This is a genomic window from Kaistia sp. MMO-174, from assembly GCF_037147815.1.
Classification (GTDB): Bacteria; Pseudomonadota; Alphaproteobacteria; order Rhizobiales; family Kaistiaceae; genus Kaistia; species Kaistia nematophila.
In genome coordinates this window covers 572,247-591,040 of record NZ_JBBCUO010000001.1, presented here as the reverse complement: position 1 = coordinate 591,040, position 18,794 = coordinate 572,247, and the positions used below count along the sequence as shown (strand labels likewise).

The 18,794-nt window shown below is 67.1% G+C and carries 20 protein-coding genes; 10 read left to right on the top strand and 10 right to left on the bottom strand.

The window, feature by feature from the left end:
- Window positions 1-44 precede the first annotated feature (44 nt).
- Genes WFK98_RS02555 through WFK98_RS02535 form a run of 5 tightly spaced genes read right to left on the bottom strand, consistent with a single transcriptional unit; the run spans window position 45 to window position 4,932 of the window.
- Window positions 45-1,319 (bottom strand): ABC transporter substrate-binding protein, encoded by a 1,275-nt coding sequence (locus tag WFK98_RS02555; RefSeq protein WP_266339264.1) that lies wholly within the window; start codon window positions 1,317-1,319, stop codon window positions 45-47.
- A gap of 26 nt (window positions 1,320-1,345) precedes the next feature.
- Window positions 1,346-2,410, bottom strand: coding sequence for a maleylacetate reductase (locus WFK98_RS02550; RefSeq protein WP_266339263.1), 1,065 nt, complete (start codon window positions 2,408-2,410; stop codon window positions 1,346-1,348).
- The gene (locus WFK98_RS02545) at window positions 2,407-3,066 is read right to left on the bottom strand and encodes an alpha/beta hydrolase (protein ID WP_266339262.1); all 660 of its coding nucleotides are present in this window, start codon (window positions 3,064-3,066) and stop codon (window positions 2,407-2,409) included. Before WFK98_RS02545 ends, WFK98_RS02550 begins: the two co-directional genes overlap by 4 nt.
- Window positions 3,063-4,022 carry a VOC family protein gene (locus WFK98_RS02540; protein WP_266339261.1) on the bottom strand — a complete coding sequence of 320 codons (960 nt, stop codon included), beginning with the start codon at window positions 4,020-4,022 and terminating at the stop codon, window positions 3,063-3,065. Before WFK98_RS02540 ends, WFK98_RS02545 begins: the two co-directional genes overlap by 4 nt.
- Window positions 4,009-4,932, bottom strand: coding sequence for a dioxygenase family protein (locus WFK98_RS02535; RefSeq protein WP_336799170.1), 924 nt, complete (start codon window positions 4,930-4,932; stop codon window positions 4,009-4,011). Before WFK98_RS02535 ends, WFK98_RS02540 begins: the two co-directional genes overlap by 14 nt.
- A 93-nt stretch (window positions 4,933-5,025) precedes the next feature.
- Between WFK98_RS02535 and WFK98_RS02530 the strand changes: the two genes are divergently transcribed.
- Window positions 5,026-5,976 (top strand): LysR family transcriptional regulator, encoded by a 951-nt coding sequence (locus WFK98_RS02530; protein WP_266339259.1) that lies wholly within the window; start codon window positions 5,026-5,028, stop codon window positions 5,974-5,976.
- On the opposite strand, the gene WFK98_RS02525 is transcribed toward WFK98_RS02530, so the two are convergent.
- Window positions 5,973-6,410 carry a pseudoazurin gene (locus WFK98_RS02525; protein ID WP_336799169.1) on the bottom strand — a complete coding sequence of 146 codons (438 nt, stop codon included), beginning with the start codon at window positions 6,408-6,410 and terminating at the stop codon, window positions 5,973-5,975. The two genes, WFK98_RS02530 and WFK98_RS02525, sit on opposite strands and share 4 nt — an antisense overlap.
- A 189-nt stretch (window positions 6,411-6,599) precedes the next feature.
- Between WFK98_RS02525 and WFK98_RS02520 the strand changes: the two genes are divergently transcribed.
- From WFK98_RS02520 to ccoS, 9 genes are all read left to right on the top strand, one after another.
- On the top strand, window positions 6,600-7,304 hold the full coding sequence (locus WFK98_RS02520) for a Crp/Fnr family transcriptional regulator (RefSeq protein ID WP_336799168.1): 705 nt from the start codon (window positions 6,600-6,602) through the stop codon (window positions 7,302-7,304).
- Between the two features lie 157 nt (window positions 7,305-7,461).
- The gene (gene ccoN, locus WFK98_RS02515; protein ID WP_266339256.1) at window positions 7,462-9,120 is read left to right on the top strand and encodes a cytochrome-c oxidase, cbb3-type subunit I; all 1,659 of its coding nucleotides are present in this window, start codon (window positions 7,462-7,464) and stop codon (window positions 9,118-9,120) included.
- Between the two features lie 6 nt (window positions 9,121-9,126).
- The gene (gene ccoO, locus WFK98_RS02510; RefSeq protein ID WP_336799167.1) at window positions 9,127-9,858 is read left to right on the top strand and encodes a cytochrome-c oxidase, cbb3-type subunit II; all 732 of its coding nucleotides are present in this window, start codon (window positions 9,127-9,129) and stop codon (window positions 9,856-9,858) included.
- A gap of 4 nt (window positions 9,859-9,862) precedes the next feature.
- Entirely contained in the window at window positions 9,863-10,033 is a 171-nt protein-coding gene (locus tag WFK98_RS02505) for a cbb3-type cytochrome c oxidase subunit 3 (protein WP_266339254.1), read from the top strand.
- Window positions 10,024-10,905 (top strand): cytochrome-c oxidase, cbb3-type subunit III, encoded by an 882-nt coding sequence (gene ccoP, locus WFK98_RS02500; protein WP_336799166.1) that lies wholly within the window; start codon window positions 10,024-10,026, stop codon window positions 10,903-10,905. The genes WFK98_RS02505 and ccoP overlap by 10 nt, the downstream gene beginning before the upstream one ends.
- The gene (locus tag WFK98_RS02495; protein ID WP_266339252.1) at window positions 10,902-11,126 is read left to right on the top strand and encodes a hypothetical protein; all 225 of its coding nucleotides are present in this window, start codon (window positions 10,902-10,904) and stop codon (window positions 11,124-11,126) included. Before ccoP ends, WFK98_RS02495 begins: the two co-directional genes overlap by 4 nt.
- A 14-nt stretch (window positions 11,127-11,140) precedes the next feature.
- Window positions 11,141-11,929 carry a DUF2189 domain-containing protein gene (locus WFK98_RS02490; RefSeq protein WP_266339251.1) on the top strand — a complete coding sequence of 263 codons (789 nt, stop codon included), beginning with the start codon at window positions 11,141-11,143 and terminating at the stop codon, window positions 11,927-11,929.
- Window positions 11,926-14,217, top strand: coding sequence for a cation-translocating P-type ATPase (locus WFK98_RS02485; protein ID WP_336799165.1), 2,292 nt, complete (start codon window positions 11,926-11,928; stop codon window positions 14,215-14,217). The genes WFK98_RS02490 and WFK98_RS02485 overlap by 4 nt, the downstream gene beginning before the upstream one ends.
- Window positions 14,218-14,219: 2 nt before the next feature.
- Complete coding sequence (ccoS, locus tag WFK98_RS02480) at window positions 14,220-14,378, top strand: cbb3-type cytochrome oxidase assembly protein CcoS (RefSeq protein WP_266339249.1); 159 nt, start codon at window positions 14,220-14,222, stop codon at window positions 14,376-14,378.
- A 19-nt stretch (window positions 14,379-14,397) separates the two neighbouring features.
- On the opposite strand, the gene WFK98_RS02475 is transcribed toward ccoS, so the two are convergent.
- From WFK98_RS02475 to WFK98_RS02460, 4 genes are all read right to left on the bottom strand, one after another.
- The gene (locus WFK98_RS02475) at window positions 14,398-15,549 is read right to left on the bottom strand and encodes a mandelate racemase/muconate lactonizing enzyme family protein (RefSeq protein WP_442907358.1); all 1,152 of its coding nucleotides are present in this window, start codon (window positions 15,547-15,549) and stop codon (window positions 14,398-14,400) included.
- A 167-nt stretch (window positions 15,550-15,716) separates the two neighbouring features.
- Entirely contained in the window at window positions 15,717-16,928 is a 1,212-nt protein-coding gene (gene manD, locus WFK98_RS02470) for a D-mannonate dehydratase ManD (protein WP_266339248.1), read from the bottom strand.
- A 51-nt stretch (window positions 16,929-16,979) separates the two neighbouring features.
- Complete coding sequence (locus WFK98_RS02465; RefSeq protein ID WP_336799164.1) at window positions 16,980-17,810, bottom strand: NAD-dependent epimerase/dehydratase family protein; 831 nt, start codon at window positions 17,808-17,810, stop codon at window positions 16,980-16,982.
- Window positions 17,811-17,821: 11 nt separating this feature from the next.
- Window positions 17,822-18,784, bottom strand: a complete 963-nt coding sequence (locus tag WFK98_RS02460) for a mannonate dehydratase (RefSeq protein ID WP_336799163.1) — start codon at window positions 18,782-18,784, stop codon at window positions 17,822-17,824.
- Between the last annotated feature and the right edge of the window lie 10 nt (window positions 18,785-18,794).

The following is an 18,794-nucleotide window of genomic DNA, read 5'->3' as shown; positions in this document are numbered from 1 at the left end:
GAGCCGAACGGAACGGGGCGGCGGCATGCGCCGCCCCTTTCGCGTCAGGCCAGCGCTTCCATCTTGCCGGCGGTGGGGATCTCCGGCGCGGTGGCGTTCTCGACGATCACCAGATCGAAGCCGCCATCCGCCTTCTTCCGCCACTGGCCGCCGACGAGCGGCGTCTTGCAGACGTTCTTTGCCGCGAAGGGCGGCACGCCGGCGCCGTTCCAGGCCACCTTGCCCACCACCGTCGTCATGTCGGTGGCGGCGATCGCCGCCGCGATCGCCTCGGCGTCGCTCGGATCCGAGACCCGGCCCATGACATTCGCCGCCACCTCGAACAGCGAATGGGAGAAGCCGATCGGCTGCGTCCAGGGACGCCCGGTCTTGGCGGTGAAGTCCGCCGCCAGCTCCGCCGAGCTCTGCCCGGTCAGCGACGACTTGAACGGATGCGAGGCCGACCACCAGACTTCCGAGGACAGGTTGTTGCCGGCATCGCCCAGCGTCTCGACCGATTGCGGGAAGAGGATTGCCTTGGCCACCGTCACGGCCTTGGGCCGGAAGCCCTGCTGGCGCGCCTGGTTCCAGAAGGTGGTGAAGTCGGGCGGGATGACGACGCCGGTGACGATCTCGGCATTGGCGGCCTTGAATGCGTTGACCTGCGCGGTGAAGTCGTCCGAGAGATTCTGGTAGCGGCCGGGATCGGTCAGGCTGAAGCCGGCGGCTTCCAGCCCCGGTTTCAGGCCGTTCTTCGGATCGCCCCAGGCATTGCCGTCGGCATCGTTCGGGAACAGGCCGCCGACCTTGCCATTGGTGTCGAGCTGCTTCCACATGCTGGTGTAGACGGCGATGATGTCTTCCAGGCCCCAGAAGTAATGGAAGGCGAAGTCGAACGGCTTCCACGACGACGGGTCGCCGGGATTGCCCTGCTGGCCGATGAACCAGGGCTGCCACGGCGCGGTGGTCGAGATGACGGGCATCCCTTCCGCCTCGCAGGTGGTCGCGACCGGATTGGTGTTTTCCGGCGTCGAGCCGACGAGCATCAGGTCGATCTCGTCGTCGACGATCAGGCTTTTCGCCACCTCGGCGGCCCGGTTCGGATTCGACTGGCTGTCCTTGACGATGACGTCGAAATTCTTGCCGGCCTCGGATTCGAGAAATGCCTTTATGTTATACGCGTCGCTCTCCGCGAAGCCCGCCAGCGGGCCTGTCTGCGGCGAAACATAACCGAGCTTGATCTTCGCGCCCTGCGCAATGGCCGGCGCGGCCAGCCCGACGCCGGCCATCGCGACACCCGTCGCCGCCGACGCTTTCAGAAACGTCCGTCTCGTAAGCATGCGTCCCTCCTCCCTGGTCGTCACTCTCAGAGCCCCGGACGGCGTCCCTCCCACGCCGCCTGGAGCAGTTCCCGTATCGATCCCGGGTCTATTGGCCTCGGGTTCGCATAGGCATTCTTGACGGCGATCGCCGTGGCGCGGTCGAGATCGCTCTCCTCGATCCCGATCGCCTTGAGGCTCAGCGGCGCGCCGACCGACTGGGCGAAATCCCAGATGCCGCCGCCGGCCGAGCCACCGCCGAAAGCCTCGGCGATCGGGCGCAGCAGATCGGGCACCGCCTGCTCGTTGAAGGCGGTCGTGTAGGGCAGCAGGATCGCGTGAGTTTCGGCGTGCGGCGTATCGAACGAGCCGCCGAAGACATGCGCCAGCTTGTGATGCAGCGCCATCGACACGTAGCCGAGCGCGGTCGAGCAGCACCAGGCGGCGTAAAGCGCCTGCGCCCGCGCCGCACGGTCGTGCGGATCCTGGATCAGGCGCGGAATGCCATCGCGGAAGGCAGTCATCGCGTCCCTGCACATCAGCACGATCACCGGATTGCGGTCGGGCGCGTAGAACGCCTCCATCGCATGGGCGATGGCGTTCATCGCCGAGGTGACCGTCAGCCCGAGCGGCAGGCTCAGGGTCAGGTCGACGTCGTAGATGACCGTTTCAGGCCGGATATCCGGCGAGCGGCGGGTGGTCTTCTCACCCATCGCCGTCTCGCCCAGGATGTCGGTCATCTCCGAGCCGGCATAGGTGGTCGGGATCACGACCTGGTCGGCGCCGGTGCGGACGGCGATCGCCTTGCCGAGCCCCGTGGTCGAACCGCCGCCGAGGCTGACGACCGCCGTGGCGCCGCTGGCGCGATAAGCTTCCAGGGCCGTCTCGGTCACCTCGACGGGCGTATGCATGGTCGCGCCGGCGAAGACGCCGGCGGCGAGGTCGCCGAGGCTGGCCGCCAGCTTGTCCGCGTCGTCCTTCTGATGCGGCGTCGAGAGGACCAGAACCTTGGAATGACCGAGACGGCGGACTTCCTCGCCGGCGCGGCTCATCGTGCCGGCCCCGAAGACGACGCGGGTCGTCAGACCCGGAAAGACGAAGTTCTCCATCATCGCGCCGCCTCCATGCGCGGGTGCCGGCCAGCGACCAGATCCGCGAGGATGGTTCCCAGCATGGCGATCTCGGCATCCGAAACTTCATGCCCCCGGCGCGGGAACAGGTCCGCCCGCAGGCTCGCGCCCTTGCTGCCGAGCGTCCTCGCGGCATCGGCGAAGGCCGAGACCGGGATCCAAGGATCGGCATCGCCTCCGGAGAGATAGACCGGCACGCCCGGCGGCACCGCCTCGGCGCGCGCATCGGCAGGAACGCCGACGCGGCAGCCGGTGAGCGCCGCAAGAGCTTCCGGCGGCGGCAGCCCGGCGCAGAGATATTCGATGGCAAGGCAGGCGCCCTGCGAGAAGCCCGCCAGCAGCAGCGGCCGGCCGGGCAATTCACCTCGAGCCGCCGCGACGGCGGCCGCCACATGATCGAGCGCGGCGGAAAGCTGCGCGCGGGCGACCGGCGTCAACGGATCGACGGCCCGCGCATCCCACCACGCGCCCTCAGGGGCGCGCGGCAGGACGAAGGCCACGGCCGGCGCGGAAAGCCGCGCCAGCACATGGGACTGCATCTCCTCCGGCGATTGGCCGCGGCCGTGGACGAAGACGCAGATCGCCTTCGCCTCCGGGGCCCTCGAGCCAAGCCTGAGCGGTCCGCCGCCTGGGTTCATGCGAACTCCGCCTGCTCCAGCCCGGAACGAAGCTCGTCCTCGCGGTCCTTGAACCAGGGCGGGAAGACCAGCGTCTTGCCGATCGCGCCCGGGGGCTCGTCCTTGGCCCAGCCTTCCGGCGTCGTCCAGGCGAGTTCGAACAGGGCGCCGCCCGGCGAGCGGACATAGCAGGACTTGAAGTAGTTGCGGTCCTTCTGCTCCGAGATATCCGTGAAGCCGAGGCCCTCGATATGGGCGCGGAGCTTCAACTGGTTCTCTTCGTCGCCGGTGTTCAAGGCCAGGTGGTGGATGGTGCCACCCGCCAGCGTCCAGGTGCCTTGCAGCGTCTCGCGGTCGAGAACGACCTCGACGCGCTGGATGACGCCGCTCGCGTCCGGCACGCGGTAGACGAGGCCCTCATGCGTGTCGGCCTCCTTCGTGAGCGGCAGCGCGATGGTGAGGAAATCGTCCATGGCGGTGCGGTCCATGACGGCGACGACGCTGCCATAGATGCCCTTGATGCCGTGCTCCCTGCCGATGCCCTGCGCGGCATTGGTGATCGGCTCGCGCGGATCACCGTCGCTTTCCACCAGTTCGTGCGGGATGCCGCACGGATGGGCAAAGGCGACGCGGACAGCGCCGAAGCGGGTGATCTTGGCGGCTTCGATGCCGCGGGCGTTCAGCCGGTCGACCCAGAAATCGGCGGCGCCGACGGGGATCGACTGCAGGATGGTGCGGGACTGGTTGGTGCCGCGACGGCCGTAGACGGCCGGCTTGCGGAACGGGAAGGTGGTGATGATGGTCGAGGCATCGCCGTTCGGCGAACCGTAATAGAGGTGGTAGACGGGGACCACGCCGTCGAACAGCACCGTCCGCTTCACCGAGTGCAGGCCCAGCGCCTTGGTATAGAAGTCGAAGTCTTCCTGCGCGCCGTCGGTCGACATCGTCAGGTGGTGGTAGCCACTAATCCGTGACATGTGAATCTCCTCCCAGTATTGCAGCGTCGCCCCGCCCCTCCGGGCAGAGCACGAGATTGAGGTCGAGGCCGTGGTTCCGCTTGCCGCCATTCGGCTGCAAGGTCTGGAAATCGGCCAGGAGCGCGGGTTTGACCCCAAAGATGGCATCCCGACCGATGGCGGCATCCGCCCGGTCGAAGATGTGGGTCGTCAGCGTCTCGAACCCCTCCGCCGAGACGCGGAAATGCATGTGCGCCGGCCGTTCCAGGCAGAGGCCTAGCGCCGCCATGAAACGTCCAACAGGCCCGTCGGACGGCAGCGAATAGCCCTTCGGCTTGATCGTCAGGAACTTGAACCGCCCCTGCGCGTCCGTGCGGAAATTGCCGCGCAGATTGAACTCCGGCTGCCGGTCCGGCTCCTGGTTCTCGTAGAGACCGTCGGCATTGGCATGCCAGACCTCGACCGACGCGCCGCCGATGCCACGGCCGTCGAGATCCAGCACCCGGCCGGCGACCTGCATCGGCTCGCCCTTGCGGTCGCGGGAGATGTTGGCGCCGAGCGCCATCTCCGGCACGTCGGCGCGGTAGAACGGGCCGGCAAGCGTGTTCGGGGTCGCCCCGGCCGGACGCGGGCTGTTCTGGTCCTCGATCAACGAAGAGACGCCCAGCACGTCGGCAAGCAGCACCCATTCCTGCCGCCGGGCGTCGGCGTAGTGGCCGACCTCGGTCAGGAAATCGATGGCGAGCCGGAACTCATCCGGCGTCGGACGCAGGGCGGAGATCAGGGCATGCAGGCCGTTCACCGTCGCCCGGGCCGCCTCGGCGAGCCGGGTCGGATCGGAAGCGGCGAGCCGTCTGGCGAACTCGTTCGCCTGCGCCGAAAACGCATCGGGACTTCCACCCCTGCGCGAGCCGTCGTGCTGGCCGTGCATTCCGCCGGGGCCTCCCTTCCCCTTGGCAAAATGGGTAGCACGGCCCGGTGGCAGTCTTGATGAGTTCTACGTCCATCGGTATAGCACTTTGCTATGCGACTGAACGAACGCCATCTCATGCAGCTTGCCGCCGTGCTCGATGCCGGCGGTGTATCGGAAGGCGCCGCGATGCTGGGCCTGACCCAGCCCGCGGTCAGCCGGTCGCTCGCCATGCTGGAGGCGCGGGTCGGCGAGCCGCTTTTCCTCAAGGGTCGCCGCCCGCTGCAGCCGACGCCGCTCGGCGCCCAGTTGGCGGCGCAGGGCCGCACGATCATCACCGCGTCGCGCAAGGCTTCCGACGCGGTGCAGGGCTTCATGAAGGGCACGAAGGGCGTCGTCCGCGTCGGCGGCGTGCCCTTCTTCATGGATGCGATGATCAGCCGGATGGTCGGCGAGTTCCAGAACCTGGAGCCCGAGGTCACCGTCCAGCAGAGCTACCTGAACCTGCCGGAGATGGTCGCCGCGCTCGAGGGCAACCAGATCGATCTCGGCATCGTGCCGATCGGCGTGCTCGACCTCGGCCCCGGCTTCGAATTCACGGAAATCCTGCCCGGCCGCAACATCGTCGCCTGCCGGCCGGACCATCCGCTGCTGCGCAACCGTCGGCTGCGCGCGCATGACCTGACGAGCTTCCCCTGGGTGGCACCCCTGCCCGGCTCGCCGCTGATGTCGGACCTGCAGATGATCCTGATGAGCATCGGCATGTCGGACCTGAACGTGCGCTATTCCGGCGGCTCGCTAATGAGCGTCATCAACTTCCTGGCCGAGACGGACGCGCTTGCCGTGCTGCCCTTCTCGGTGGTGTTCGCCCAGCGCAAGGAAAACCGGGTCACGGTGCTTCCCTACGAGATCCCGCAGCCCAACCGATCGCTCGGCATCCTGCGCCGGGTCGGCGGGCCACGGTCACCGGCGGCGGAACGCTTCGCCGGCCATGTCATCACGGCGTTCGAGAACCTGAAGCACATCATCAAGCGGCACGAGAACGCCGTGATCTGGGGCCGCTAGGGAGCGGCCTGGCTCAGCAGCGCCTCGAACGCCTTCTTAGCCTTGCCGGGGTGCTTCACCGCCTTGGCCTCCTCGAGATTGACCGGCTTGCCGGCCACGATCAGCGCCACCATGCCCATGCCGTAGTGCGGCGTGCACTTGATGCCATAGACGCCCTCGGCGCCGATCTCGACCGTCACCTTCTCGCTGATCTTGCCCTTGAACGGCGTCGTTCCGGCCGGCGCCATGCCCGGCACGGATTCGGCATCATGCGACTTGTCGGTCGGCACGAAGGTCACCGTGTCGCCAACCGCGACGGGGATGAAGTCCGGCTCGAACACCATGAAGCCCTTGGCGCCCTTGTTGAGCATCCTGACCTCGTGATCCGCGGCAGCCGCGGTTCCCGCCGCCAGGCACGTCGCCAGAGCCACCGCCACCAGAGCCATCCGTCTCATCCTGCAATTCCTTCCATCAAGCCAATGACATCCGTCATCGGTCCGCTTATAGGCAGGAAGCAACGGATCGCATTTGCGCTGGCGCAATAAGGGATCGCGAAGACGCTTCACCCGCAAGTCGCCGTCGGAACGGGTCCAGGAGAAACGACATGTGCGGCCATGCGATCGCAACACAGCTTGGAATGGATCGTGTCCCAGCTTGACCGCTCCCTGATCGCAACGCTGCCGCTGTTCCGCTCGGCTCGCGCCGAGGATCTCGACCGTGTCCTTGCCGGCGCGCGCCCGCTTCGCTTCGCCAGGGAAACGGCGATTTTCGAGCAGGAGGGCGACGCGCACTCCTTCTTTCTCCTGCTCGACGGCCATGTCCGCGTCGTCAAGACGACGCCGGCCGGCGACCAGGTCATCGTTCGCTACATCAGCGCCGGCGAGATGATCGGCATCGCGCATGCGTTCGGCCGCGACACCTACCCGGCCAGCGCCATCGCCGCGGTCAACTGCGTCGCGCTCGCCTGGCCTTCGAGCCTGTGGCCGAGCTTCGTTGCGCAGATCCCCGGCTTCGCGGCGAGCACCTACCAGACCGTCGGCAGCCGCCTGCAGGATGCGCAGGCGCGGCTGGTCGAGATGGCGACCGAAAAGGTGGAACAGCGGGTGGCGCGGGCGCTGCATCGACTGGTCGAGCAGAGCGGCCGCCAAGCCGAGATCGGACGACAGATCGACTTTCCGATCTCCCGCCAGGACATTGCCGAAATGACCGGCACGACGCTCCATACCGTCAGCCGGCTGCTCGCCGCATGGGAGGCCAAGGGGATCATCGCAGGCGGCCGCCAGCAGGTGACCGTGGTCGAGCCGGCGCGCCTGCTCGTCCTTGCCGAAGGACGCGCGCCGCGCGGCTGACGGAAACGGTGTGGCCGATCCGCCGCGCCGCCTCCGATCGCCGCGCTATTTGATCTAGAACAAATACAGCCTGCCGAATCTCGTCCACCTAGTTGGCCAGCATTCGACGTCGGAAGACGCCAGAGCGCTTCGGTGTGACAAGATGGGGGCTCCCCGAATGGTAGCGGGATTGACGAAAGGGGAACGGCAGCTATCGCTGGCCGTCCTGACATTGCTGGCCTTGTGCGGCCTCGCCTTCGCGGCAGTCGGTAGCGACGATCCTATCGGAACGCACGGCTTCATCATCCTGCTGGTCTCGATCGGCCTCGCCTGCGTGGTCATCGCGGGCTACTACGCGCCCGAGCCCGACAAGGCGCAATTGTCGCGCTACTATGACGACCCGACGCGCGCCGGCATCGTGCTGGCCATGGCCTGGGCCGTGTTCGGCCTGTTCTTCGGCGTCTGGGTCGCGGCCCTGCTCGCCTGGCCCGAACTCACCTTCGACGCCGCATGGTCAAGCTTCGGCCGGATCCGGCCGGTCCACACCACCGGCGTGATCTTCGGCTTCGGCGGCAACGCGCTGATCGCCACGTCGCTGCACGTGCTGCAGCGCACGACCCGCGCCCGGCTGCCCGACCAGTTCAGCCCGTGGTTCGTGCTGATCGGTTACAACCTCTTCTGCGTGCTCGCGGTCAGCGGCTACTTCATGGGCCTGACGCAGTCCAAGGAATATGCCGAGGCCGAATGGTATGCCGACATCTGGCTGGTCATCGTCTGGGTCGTCTATTTCCTGATCTACATCCGCACGCTGCAGCGGCGGAAGGAACCCCATATCTACGTGGCCAACTGGTACTACATGGCCTTCATCCTGGTCGTGGCGATCCTGCACATCGTCAATAATCTCGCGGTGCCGGTCTCGTTCGGCCACGCCAAGAGCTACTCGCTCTTCTCCGGCGTGCAGGATGCCATGACCCAGTGGTGGTACGGCCACAACGCCGTTGCCTTCTTCCTGACCGCCGGCTTCCTCGGCATGATGTACTACTACCTGCCGAAGCGCGCCGGCCGGCCGATCTTCTCCTACCGGCTGTCGATCATCAGCTTCTGGGGCATCGTCTTCATGTACATGTGGGCGGGCTCGCACCACTTGCACTACACCGCCCTGCCGCAATGGGTGCAGACGCTCGGCATGACCTTCTCGGTCATCCTGCTGGTGCCGTCCTGGGCCTCGGCCGGCAATGCGCTCGCCACGCTGAACGGCGCCTGGGGCAAGGTGCGCGACGATGCCACGCTGCGCTTCATGATGGTCGCCGCGGTCTTCTACGGCCTGTCGACCTTCGAAGGCTCCTTCATGGCGATCCGCGCCGTGAACTCGCTCAGCCACTATACCGACTGGACGATCGGCCACGTGCATGCCGGCGCGCTCGGCTGGGTGGCGATGATCTCCTTCGGCTCGATCTACGCGCTGGTTCCGTGGATGTGGAAGCGCGAGCGGATGTATTCGTCCAAGCTGATCGAGGTCCATTTCTGGCTCGCCCTCTCCGGCACCGTCGTCTACGTCTTCGCGATGTGGAATTCCGGCATCATCCAGGGCCTGATGTGGCGGACCTACAATGAAAGCGGGACGCTCGCCTATTCGTTCGTCGACTCGCTCGTCGCGATGCATCCCTATTACATCGCCCGCACCTTCGGCGGCCTGCTGTTCCTGCTCGGCGCCCTGGTCGGTTGCTACAACATCTGGATGACGATCCGGCAGGCCGGCGGTCGCGTGGTCCTGCAGAATGCTCCCGATGTCGACGAGCCGGCGCTCGCCCCCACCGCACTTCAGGCCGGGGAGTAACCGACCATGCCGAACTTCCATCGCAAACTCGAACGCAGCGCGATCGGCTTCGTCCTCGCCATCATCGTGGTCTCGTCGATCGGCGGCTTCGTCGAGATCGCGCCGCTCTTCACCATCGACGAGACGGTCGAGAAGGCGCCCGACATGCGAGTCTACACGCCGCTGGAGCTCGCCGGCCGCAATATCTACATCCGCGAGGGCTGCTATGCCTGCCATTCGCAGATGATCCGCACCCTGCGCGACGAGGTCGAGCGCTACGGCCCCTATTCGCTGGCGGTCGAGTCGCAGTACGACCACCCCATGCTCTGGGGCTCGAAGCGGACGGGTCCCGACCTCGCCCGTGTCGGCGGCAAGTATTCCGACGCGTGGCAGGTGGCGCATCTCCGCAATCCGCGCGACGTCGTGCCGGTCTCGGTCATGCCAGCCTATCACTGGCTCGAGGACAACACGCTCCGGACCGAGGATCTCGGCCTGCATCTGAAGGCGATGAGCCGCGTCGGCGTTCCCTACACGCAGGCGATGATCGACAACGCCACCAACGACGCCTACGGCCAGGCCAATCCGGACTCCAACTACGCGGCCGGCGTCACCGAGCGCTATGGCGAGGCGACAAACATCCGCGCCTTCGACGGGGAACCCGGCCGCGTCACCGAGATGGACGCGCTGGTCGCCTATCTGCAGGTGCTCGGCAAGCTGACCAACGCCGCGACGGCGGCGAACGTCGCCATCAAGGAGTGAGGCGATGGATCTCGATCATCAGACGGTCGTCGGCTTCGCCAAGAGCTGGGGCCTGATCTACCTTCTCGTGCTCGCCGTCGGCGTGCTGGCATACACATTCTGGCCCAAGAACAAGAAGCGCTTCGACCGGGCCAAAGAGAGCATTCTCGACAAGGATGACAAGCCGTGGAACTAGGCAAGCGTGATCCCGTCACCGGTCGGACCACCACCGGACACGAGTGGAACGGCATCGAGGAACTCGATACGCCCGTGCCGCGCGTCGTGTTGTTCTTCCTCTCCGCAGCGGCCCTGTTCTGCGTCGTCTACTGGATCCTGATGCCGGCCTGGCCGCTGGGCTGGACCTACACCAAAGGCCTGCTCGGGCGGAGTGACCGCGCGGCCGTGACCCAGGCGGTCGAGGACGCTGCCGCGGAACGCGGCGTCTGGACCGACCGGGTCGCCAGCCTGGACTACGCAGAGATCCAGGCCGATCCGGCGCTGATGCGCTCGGTCAAGGAGACCGGCAGGACCCTGTTCGCCGACAATTGCGCCGTCTGCCACGGCACCGAGGGCACGGGCGGCCCCGGCTTCCCCAACCTGAGCGCCAAGGCATGGCTCTGGGGCGGCTCGCCGGATCAGATCGCCGAGACGATCCGCGTCGGCATCAACGCGGAAAACGCCGACACGCGCAGCTCGCAGATGCTGGCCTTCGGCCGTGACGGCATCCTGACCCGCCCGCAGGTCAACGACGTCGTCGCCTATGTCCGTTCGCTCTCGGGCCTCGAACCCGGCGCCGGCTCCACGCCGGAGCGGATCGAGGCGGGACGCGAGGTCTTCGCGGCGAACTGCGTCGCCTGCCATGGCGACGCAGGCAAGGGCAATCGCGAGGTCGGCGCGCCCGACCTGACCGACGCCAACTGGCTCTATGGCAGCGACGTCCAGTCGGTGTTCAACACCGTGCATGGCGGCCGCCAGGGTCACATGCCGCACTGGCAGAACCGCCTGTCGCCGGTCGACGTCAAGATCCTCGCGCTCTACGTCCAGTCGCTAGGAGCGAAGACGCCATGACGCTCGCCCGTCCGATCGACAGCCAGCCGGCCGTCGCGCGCCGGTCGCCGAACTGGAAGTGGATCTCGATCGCCATCGCGACGATCGGCATTCTCGGCCTCTTCGGCGCCAATGCGCATCTCGTCTATGTCGCCCTGCGCTCGCAGCCGGAATGCGTCGCGCATACGAAAGCGACCGATGGTTCCGGCAGCGCCTACAGCGCCGCCAAGTCCGCCTGCTGAGCGAGGAGAGGCTCATGGCTACCACAACAAAGGCATCCGAAGCCTTCCAGCGCCCGCTCGCCGAACAGCGGCGACGCCATCTCCCCGCCAGCGCCGCGCTCGGCTGGCTCGCGGCCGGCTGGCGCGACCTCAAGGTCCGCCCGCTCGACAGCCTGGCCTACGGCCTCGCCGTCTTCCTCGTCTCCGTCGTCGTGGTCTGGAGCCTGTTCGCGCTCAATCTCGATTACATCCTGTTCCCGGCCCTTGCCGGCTTCATGGTGGTGGGGCCGCTGGTCGCGATCGGCCTCTATGCCAAGAGCCGGGCGATCGCCAAGGGCGAACGGATCTCGCTGGCCGGCATGCTGTTCGTCCGGGCGAATTCCGGCGGCCAGGTGCTGTTCACCGGCGCAATCCTCTGCCTGCTGATGCTGGTATGGATGCGGGCGGCGGTGATCATCTACGCGCTGTTCTTCGGCCTGCACCCGTTCCCGGGCCTCGACCATGTCGCGACCATGCTGTTCACGACGCCGGTCGGCCTCGCCATGCTCCTGGTCGGCACGGTAGTCGGCGGTCTGTTCGCGGCGTTTTCCTTCGCCATCAGCACCTTTTCGATCCCGATGCTGCTCGACCAGAAGACCGACGCCTTCACCGCGATGGGCACCAGCATCTCGCTGGTCTGGAACAATCTGCCGGTGATGCTGGCCTGGGGCGCGATCGTGCTGGTCCTGTTCCTGGCCTGCGTGGCCACGGGACTGCTCGGCCTGATCATCGTGTTTCCGCTGCTCGGCCACGCCACCTGGCACAGCTACGAGGCGATGAAATGAGCTGCTGCGCGGTCGACGCGGCAGCCGCCGCCCGGCCGACCAACCTCGTCGTTTCGAAGGAAGAGCTGCTGCTCGCCAGCCGCGATCTCGGCGACGGCCTGCGTCAGGTCGATCTCGCCGTGCCGGAGATGCATTGCGCCGATTGCATCCGCAAGATCGAGCGGGGCCTCGCCGCCCTGCCCGGCGTCAGCCATGCGCGGGTCAATCTCTCGACCCGCCGCGCCAGCGTCAAATGGAGCGGCGAGGTGCCGCCGCTGATCGAGACGCTGGACGGCCTCGGCTACGCGGCGCATCTCTTCGATGCCGACGCCGAGAACGGCGATCCGCAGCTCGCCTGGCTGCTGCGCGCGCTCGCCGTCGCCGGCTTCTCGGCGATGAACATCATGATCCTGTCGGTGTCGGTCTGGTCCGGCGCCGACCCGAGCACGCGGCAGGCCTTCTACTGGATCTCGGCGCTGCTGGGGCTGCCGGCCCTGCTCTATTCCGGACAGGTCTTCTTCCGCTCGGCATGGAGCGCGCTGCGCCGCGGCCGCTCGAACATGGACGTCCCGATCTCGATCGGCGTGCTGCTCGCCTTTGGAATGAGCGTCTACGACACCTATCACAACGAGCCGCATGCCTATTTCGACGCGGCGATCTCGCTGCTGTTCTTCCTGCTGATCGGCCGCGTGTTCGACCACATGATGCGCCAGCGGGCGCGGCAGGCGGTGAGCGGGCTGGTCCGTCTCGCGCCGCGCGGCGCCACCGTCCTGCGCGCCGATGGCGGCCGCGACTATCTTCCGCTGGCCGAGATCGAGCCGGGCATGACGCTCCTCGTCGCCGCCGGCGACCGCGTGCCGGTCGACGGGCGCATCGCCGCCGGCGTCTCGGAACTCGATTGCTCGGTCGTCTCGGGCGAGAGCCTGCCGCAGCCGGTCGGCATCGGATCCGAGCTGAAGGCCGGCATGCTGAACCTGACCGGCGCTCTGACGATGACGGCGACGGCGCGCAGCGCCGATTCCTTCCTGGCCGAGATGGTGCGGCTGATGGAGGTCGCCGAGGGTGGCAAGGCCCGCTACCGGCAGCTCGCCGACCGCGCCGCCCAGCTCTATTCGCCCGTCATCCACGCCACGGCTCTCATCGCCTTTCTCGGCTGGCTCTGGGCGACGGGCGACTGGCATCATTCGATCAGCATCGCGATCGCCGTCTTGATCATCACCTGCCCCTGTGCGCTCGGCCTCGCCGTGCCGATCGTCCAGGTCGTCGCCGCGCGGCGCCTGTTCGAGAATGGCATCATGGTCAAGGACGGCGCCGCGATGGAGCGAATGGCCGAGATCGACACGGTCGCCTTCGACAAGACGGGCACGCTGACGCTCGGGCGGCTGCGGCTGGAGAACGGCGAAACGGTCGCGCCATCCGCCGCCGCCATCGCGACGACGCTGGCCGCCACCTCCAACCACCCGGTATCGCGGGCGATTGCCGCCCATTTCGGCGCCCGCCCCTGCGGCCTGACCTTTGCCAGTGTCCGCGAGATACCCGGCTGCGGCATCGAGGCAGAGGCCGATGATGGCGCCGTCTATCGCCTCGGCCGGGCCGAATGGGCGGCAACGCCGCCTTCGCCCCAGACGCAGGCGGGAACGGTCCTCAGCCGCGACGGGTCGGCGCTCGCGCGCTTCGCGTTCCGCGACGATCTCCGGCCGGATGCCGCCGTTGCGATCGACGCGCTGCGTGCCGACGGGCTGGCGACGCTGATCCTTTCGGGCGACCAGCCCGCCGCCGTGGCGACGGTGGCCGGCGAACTCGGCATCGGCGACTTTGCCGCCTCCGTCCTGCCGGCCGGCAAGCTGGAGCGCGTGGCGGCGCTCTCCGCCGCCGGCCACAGGACGCTGATGGTCGGCGACGGCCTGAACGACGCGCCCGTCCTCGCCGCGGCGCATGTGTCGATGGCGCCGGCGACCGCGGCCGATATCGGCCGCAACGCCGCCGACTTCGTATTCCTGCGGTCGAGCCTCAGGGCGGTGCCGCTGGCGTTCTCCATCTCGCGCGAGGCCGGTCGCCTGATCCGGCAGAATTTCGGCCTCGCCATCCTCTACAATCTGGTCGCGCTGCCGATCGCCATCGCCGGCTTCGTCACGCCGCTGATCGCCTCGCTCGCCATGTCGCTGTCGTCGATCGTCGTCGTGGCCAACGCACTGCGCCTGAAGGCGGATTCCGCCGAGCCCCGCGACAGGACGACCAGAAGGACCAAGCAGACAGTCGTCGTCCCGGCCGCCAAGCCCGCAGCGATCGTGGCGCGGGGAGCACGCTAGCCATGCAGAGCCTCGTCTTCCTCATCCCGCTCGCCATCGCCGTCGGCATTGCCGCGCTCGGGATCTTTTTCTGGTCGATCCGCAGCGGCCAGTATGATGATCTCGACGGCGCCGCCGAGCGCATCCTGCTCGACGACGAGGACGACCGATCCCCGTCCTGACGGCCGCGCCGCGCGCGGCCTACCAGTTGGTCACCGAACCGTCGCGCCGCTTCAGATGCGGCGCCTCCCAGAACTTGAAGCTCTGCTTCTGGATCAGCGCCTCGTTCACCTCGACACCGAGGCCCGGCGCATCCAGAACCGGGTAGTGCGCATTCTCGATGCGGGGCTGGACCGGGAAGAATTCGGAACTATCGAAGCCGAGCTGCTCGGCCGTCGAGGTCCGCGTCTCCAGCCAGGAGAAGTTCGGCACCGCCGCCGCGAAATGCACGGTCGCGGCCGTGCAGATCGGCCCGAGCGGATTGTGCGGCATCATGTCGACATAGTGCGCCTCGCTCCAGCCGGCGACCTTCATCGACTCGGTCAGGCCGCCGACATTGCAGATGTCGATGCGGTTGAACTGATGGATGTCGCGCTCGATGTACGGCAGGAACTGCCACTTCGAGGCGAACTCCTCTCCGATGGCGAAGGGAACGTCGACCATCCGCCGGAGCGCCTCGTAGGCCTCGGGCGTCTCGTCCCGGATCGGCTCCTCCAGGAAGTCGAGCGTGCCGGAGGGCATCTTCTGGCAATAGCTCGCCGCCTCGGCGACCGAGAGCCGGTGGTGATAGTCGATGCCGAGCACCACCTCGTCGCCCAGCGCCTCGCGCGCCTTGACGCACCATTTCGCCGTCGCCGCGATGCTCTCGCGCGGCTCGTAGATGTTGGAGTTGCCATGAAAGGCCGGCGACAGGCGCATGGCGCTCCAGCCGGCCGCCATCAGTTCGCGCGCCTGCTCGATCATGGCCTCGCCGGGCGGCGCCGACGTGCTGGCGAAGGTCGGGATGCGATCGCGCTGCTTGCCGCCGAGCAGCTGGTAGACCGGCACGCCGAGCGCCTTGCCGAGAATGTCGTAGAGCGCGATGTCGATCGCCGAGATCGCCGCCTGCAGCACCCGGCCGCCCTCGAAATACTGGCTGCGATACATCTCCTGCCATAGCGCGCCGATCTGGCGCGGATCGCGGCCGATCAGGAATTCGCGGTAGTGGTCGATCGCGCCGACCACCGCCTTCTCGCGGCCGGACAGGCCGCTCTCGCCCCATCCGAAGATCCCTTCGTCGGTCTCGACCTTGACGAGCAGCTGGTTGCGCGAGCCGACCCACACCGGGTAGGCGAGAATGGCGGAGATCTTCATCGTTGGGAATATCCGGCTCTGAACTGACTTTCACCTCTCCCTGGGGGAGAGGTCGGAGCGGAGCTCCGGGTGAGGGTTTAGGGAACGATCCGGGTGAGGCCGTAAACCCTCACCCGCCGGCCGCTGGCCGTCGACCTCTCCCTCAGGGAGAGGTGAAGAAGGGCGGTTCACCAATTCCAGAGCGTGCCGTCCTCGAGCCGGTTCACCGGCAGGTAGGCGCGCTCATAGGGGTATTTGGCGGCGAGCGCCTCGTCGATATCGACGCCATGGCCCGGCGCTTCGCCCGGATGCAGATAGCCGCCGTCCTGGCTCCAGGCATGCGGGAACACCTCATGCATCAGCGGCGTGTAGCCGGAGAATTCCTGGATGCCGAAATTGGGCACCCAGAGATCGACATGGACATTCGCGCCCATCGCGACCGGCGACACGTCCATCGGTCCGTGGCAGGCGGTGCGCACGTGATAGATCGAGGCGAAATCGAAGATGCGCCGGATACCGGTGACGCCGCCGGCATGCACCGAGGTGACGCGGATGTAGTCGATCAGTTGCTCCTCGATCAGCAGGCGCGCGTCCCAGATCGTGTTGAAGATCTCGCCGAGCGCGATCGGCGTCGTCGTATGCTGGCGGATCAGCCGGTAGCCTTCCTGCAGCTCGGCCGGCACCGGGTCCTCCAGCCAGAACAGGCGGAACGGCTCCAGGTCCTTGCCAAGCCGCGCCGCCTCGATCGGCGTCAGGCGGTGGTGGGTGTCGTGCAGCAGATGCAGGTCGTCGCCATAGGTATCGCGCAGGCGCTGAAACAGCTTCGGTATATGGACCATGTATTTGGAGGTCGACCACACCTCCTCGTGCGGCAGCGTCTCGACCATGCCGCCCTTGCCCTGGTCCGAGCCCTTGCCGGTGCCATAGATTGCCGGCAGTCCGGGAATGCCGACCTGGGCGCGGATCGCGACATAGCCCTCCTCGCGCTTCTTGCCGACGGCGTCGACCGCCTCCTCGATGCTCATGCCCTGGGCATGGGAATAGACCATCACCTTCTCGCGCGAGGCGCCGCCCAGCAACTGGTAGAGCGGCATGTTGGCGGCCTTGGCCTTGATGTCCCAGAGCGCCATGTCGATGGCCGAGATCGCGGCCATGGTGATCGGTCCGCGCCGCCAGTAGGCGCCGCGATAAAGGTATTGCCAGATGTCCTCGATCCGCGACGGGTCGCGCCCGATCAGGAGCGGGGCGACGTGATCCTGCAGATAGCTGACGACGGCGAGCTCGCGCCCGTTCACCGTGCCGTCGCCGATGCCGTAGAGCCCCTGGTCGGTCAGGATCTTGACGGTGACGAAATTGCGCCCCGGCGAGCAGACGATGACTTTGACGTCGGTGATTTTCATGGATTCTGCCTTGTGTGAAAACGGGCCGGGCGATCCGGACGAGGGATGGGATCAGCTCGGATCGTGTCGCCAGCCGAGCAATCGCTCGGCCTTGGCGGAAGAGAAGAAGCTGCGATTGCCACCGAGGTCGCCGCGGATCGGCACGTCGGGATAGAAGCGTTGCGCGAGTTCCAGCGTCGGGATCTCCAGCACCGTGTCCGGCGCGACGATGTAGAACACCTCATGCCCGGTGAACGGCGCCTCGAGCGCCAGCAGGCATGCGCGCGCGGCCGCGTCGTAGAGGGTGTAGGCCCAGAGATGCTTCGACATCTCCTTGGTCACCGCCGAATAGACGCCGCTCGCCTTGGCCCGCTCGTCGACGACGAGATGGAACCGCATGCTGGCGATCCGGATGTCCTCGTAACGGCGGGCGAAGCTGTCGGCCTGCTGCTCGCAGATCCATTTCGAGAGGCTGTAGGGCTCCTCGCTATGGTTCGGGTGCTCCTCGTCGACGGGGAAATAGTCGAAGCGCCCTTCCCGGCTGAAGGAAAGGCCGATCGCGTTCACGCTCGACGCCTGCACGATGCGCCGGATGCCGACCTCGACCGCCGCCCTGAGCGCGTTGTAGCTGCCGACGACGTTGTTGTTGTGCACCACATGATCGGGATAGCCGATCGGCGCGGGGATGGCGGCCATGTGGATCAGCGCGTCGCAGCCCCGAAAGGCGGCGACCAGCGCCTCGTAGTCGCCGATGTCGGCCTGGACGAAACGGCAGTTCGGCCGCTCTTCCGGCTCGGCCGGCGCGACGCGATCGATCGTCACGACATGATGGCCCTGACGCAGCGCCTCGATCGTGATGGCGCGGCCGATCCTGCCCGTGGCTCCGGTGATGGCGATTTTCATGGGGCGTGATCCTATGCGGCGTAGACGGCCTGATGCAGGCCGCGGATGTAGCCAATGGCGTAGAGCCGCCCAAAGGCCGAGTAGCCGGCGTGCTCGTTGCTGTCGCCCTCGACCGTCGGGACATGGTCGGGACGCAGCACGCCCTCGAAGCCGATGTCGCGATAGGCCTTCATACAGGCGAGCATGTCGGTCTTGCCGGCGTCGTGCCACGCCTCCTCGAAGCGGGTCGGGACACCGATCACGTCGCGGAAATGCACGAAGGAAATCTTCTTGCCGAAGGAGCGGATGACGCCGGGCAGATCATCGGTCATCAGGGTGAAATTGCCCTGGCAGAGCGTGATCGTGCTCATCGGGCTCGGCACGAGCTCGACCAGCCGGCGATAGTTCTCGATCGAGCGCATGATGCGGCCGACGCCGCGGATCGGCGACAGCGGCGGATCGTCGGGATGCATCGAGATCTTCACTCCGGCCTTCTCGGCGACCGGCAGCACCTTCTTCAGGAAGTATTCGAGGTTGGCCCAGAGCGCCTCCTCGTCAATCGGCGGATTGCTCGTCAGATCCACCGGCACGTCGTTGATGTCGAAGCTGGTGACGACCGAGCCGCCGCGCGACGGGGTGGCGAGATTGGTGCGCACCCAGTTGAAGTCTGTCATCCACTCGTAGCACCAGACCGGGACGCCGAGCGTGCCCATGTTTTCGAGCAGCGTGCAGACGGTGGCGATCTCCTCGTCGCGACCCGGCAGGCCGCGCTTCGCCCGGTTGAGCGGCGGCCGCGCCTCGATCACGCGGAGTTGGAAGCCGTTCGCCTCGTAGTTCGCCTTCATCCGCTGCAGCGGCGCCAGGTCCCAGGGCGCCTCGCCGGGCCGGAGGTCGTCGGACGGCAGGCCGCCCACCGCCAGGTCAACGCCGGCCTGCTTCGCGAGCTTCCAGACCGGCGTCGGCGTCGGGCTGATGAATTCAGCAATCTCGAGCATCGTTGCAAAG

Bases quoted from the DNA above. Each gene is read 5' to 3' on its own strand.
- ccoN (WP_266339256.1), top strand. From the start codon at position 7,462: ATGGTAGCGGGATTGACGAAAGGGGAACGGCAGCTATCGCTGGCCGTC.
- WFK98_RS02550 (WP_266339263.1), bottom strand. From the start codon at position 2,410: ATGATGGAGAACTTCGTCTTTCCGGGTCTGACGACCCGCGTCGTCTTC.
- WFK98_RS02525 (WP_336799169.1), bottom strand. From the start codon at position 6,410: ATGAGACGGATGGCTCTGGTGGCGGTGGCTCTGGCGACGTGCCTGGCG.
- WFK98_RS02465 (WP_336799164.1), bottom strand. From the start codon at position 17,810: ATGAAAATCGCCATCACCGGAGCCACGGGCAGGATCGGCCGCGCCATC.
- WFK98_RS02495 (WP_266339252.1), top strand. From the start codon at position 10,902: ATGACGCTCGCCCGTCCGATCGACAGCCAGCCGGCCGTCGCGCGCCGG.
- WFK98_RS02485 (WP_336799165.1), top strand. From the start codon at position 11,926: ATGAGCTGCTGCGCGGTCGACGCGGCAGCCGCCGCCCGGCCGACCAAC.
- ccoO (WP_336799167.1), top strand. From the start codon at position 9,127: ATGCCGAACTTCCATCGCAAACTCGAACGCAGCGCGATCGGCTTCGTC.
- WFK98_RS02530 (WP_266339259.1), top strand. From the start codon at position 5,026: ATGCGACTGAACGAACGCCATCTCATGCAGCTTGCCGCCGTGCTCGAT.
- WFK98_RS02555 (WP_266339264.1), bottom strand. From the start codon at position 1,319: ATGCTTACGAGACGGACGTTTCTGAAAGCGTCGGCGGCGACGGGTGTC.
- manD (WP_266339248.1), bottom strand. From the start codon at position 16,928: ATGAAAATCACCGACGTCAAAGTCATCGTCTGCTCGCCGGGGCGCAAT.
- WFK98_RS02505 (WP_266339254.1), top strand. From the start codon at position 9,863: ATGGATCTCGATCATCAGACGGTCGTCGGCTTCGCCAAGAGCTGGGGC.
- WFK98_RS02460 (WP_336799163.1), bottom strand. From the start codon at position 18,784: ATGCTCGAGATTGCTGAATTCATCAGCCCGACGCCGACGCCGGTCTGG.
- WFK98_RS02545 (WP_266339262.1), bottom strand. From the start codon at position 3,066: ATGAACCCAGGCGGCGGACCGCTCAGGCTTGGCTCGAGGGCCCCGGAG.
- WFK98_RS02535 (WP_336799170.1), bottom strand. From the start codon at position 4,932: ATGCACGGCCAGCACGACGGCTCGCGCAGGGGTGGAAGTCCCGATGCG.
- WFK98_RS02540 (WP_266339261.1), bottom strand. From the start codon at position 4,022: ATGTCACGGATTAGTGGCTACCACCACCTGACGATGTCGACCGACGGC.
- ccoS (WP_266339249.1), top strand. From the start codon at position 14,220: ATGCAGAGCCTCGTCTTCCTCATCCCGCTCGCCATCGCCGTCGGCATT.
- WFK98_RS02490 (WP_266339251.1), top strand. From the start codon at position 11,141: ATGGCTACCACAACAAAGGCATCCGAAGCCTTCCAGCGCCCGCTCGCC.
- WFK98_RS02475 (WP_442907358.1), bottom strand. From the start codon at position 15,549: ATGAAGATCTCCGCCATTCTCGCCTACCCGGTGTGGGTCGGCTCGCGC.